The 886-nt window shown below is 59.5% G+C and carries 1 protein-coding gene; it reads right to left on the reverse strand.

Annotated features, from left to right (window positions below; all coding sequences use genetic code 11):
• Nucleotides 1–2: 2 nt before the first annotated feature.
• On the reverse strand, nucleotides 3–791 hold the full coding sequence (panB, locus tag BDE01S_RS10790; RefSeq protein WP_066081460.1) for a 3-methyl-2-oxobutanoate hydroxymethyltransferase: 789 nt from the start codon (nucleotides 789–791) through the stop codon (nucleotides 3–5).
• Nucleotides 792–886: the final 95 nt, after the last annotated feature.

Genomic DNA, 886 nt, shown 5'->3' on the forward strand with positions numbered 1-886 from the left:
TATCAGGCAAAAGTATGCTCGGCAGCAGGGAAAGTTCGGGCTTTAACTTCCGCCACATAAGCGGCCACGGCGGCTTGGATGCTGCTCTGCCCCTGCATAAAGTTTTTAACGAATTTGGCGGTTTTGCCCGGGAATACGCCCAGCATATCGTGCATCACCAAAACCTGCCCGTCGCAATCCGCGCCCGCGCCGATGCCGATGGTGGGGCAGCGCACCGTTTCGGTCACGCGTTTGCCCAGTTCTGCGGGCACGCATTCCATCAGGATGATGGCGGCGCCGGCGGCCTCGTGCGCCTGTGCGTCGTTGAGCAGCGCTTGGGCGCTTTCGCCGCGCCCCTGCACTTTATAGCCGCCGAATGCGAACACGGATTGCGGGGTCAGGCCGATGTGGGCGCAGACGGGAATGCCGCGCATCTGCAGAAATTCGGTGGTTTCCGCCATCCATACGCCGCCTTCCAGCTTAACCATGTGCGCGCCGGCGGCCATCAGATCGGCGGCGGCGGCAAAGGCCTGCTCTTTGCTTTGCTGGTAGCTGCCGAAGGGCAGGTCGGCCACAATCATGGCACGATCGGCGCCGCGTGCCACGTTTTCGGTGTGGTAGCACATATCGCGCAGGCTGACCGGCAGGGTGGAGGCGCGGCCTTGCACAGTCATGCCCAAGGAGTCGCCGACAAGCAAAACATCGACGCCGGCCTGATCCATCAAGGCGGCGAAGCTGGCTTCGTAAGCGGTGAGCATGGCGATTTTTTCGCCTTCCGCTTTCATTTTCTGCAGGGTGTTGACTGTAATCATGTCATCTGAATCCGCCTGTTTTCAGACGGCCTTTTTAGATTGAAACGCGCTATTATAGTCGAATAAAATAAGAATGGGACAAGGCAGCGAAGCCG

Source organism: Bergeriella denitrificans NBRC 102155, from assembly GCF_001592185.1.
Taxonomy (GTDB): domain Bacteria; phylum Pseudomonadota; class Gammaproteobacteria; order Burkholderiales; family Neisseriaceae; genus Neisseria; species Neisseria denitrificans.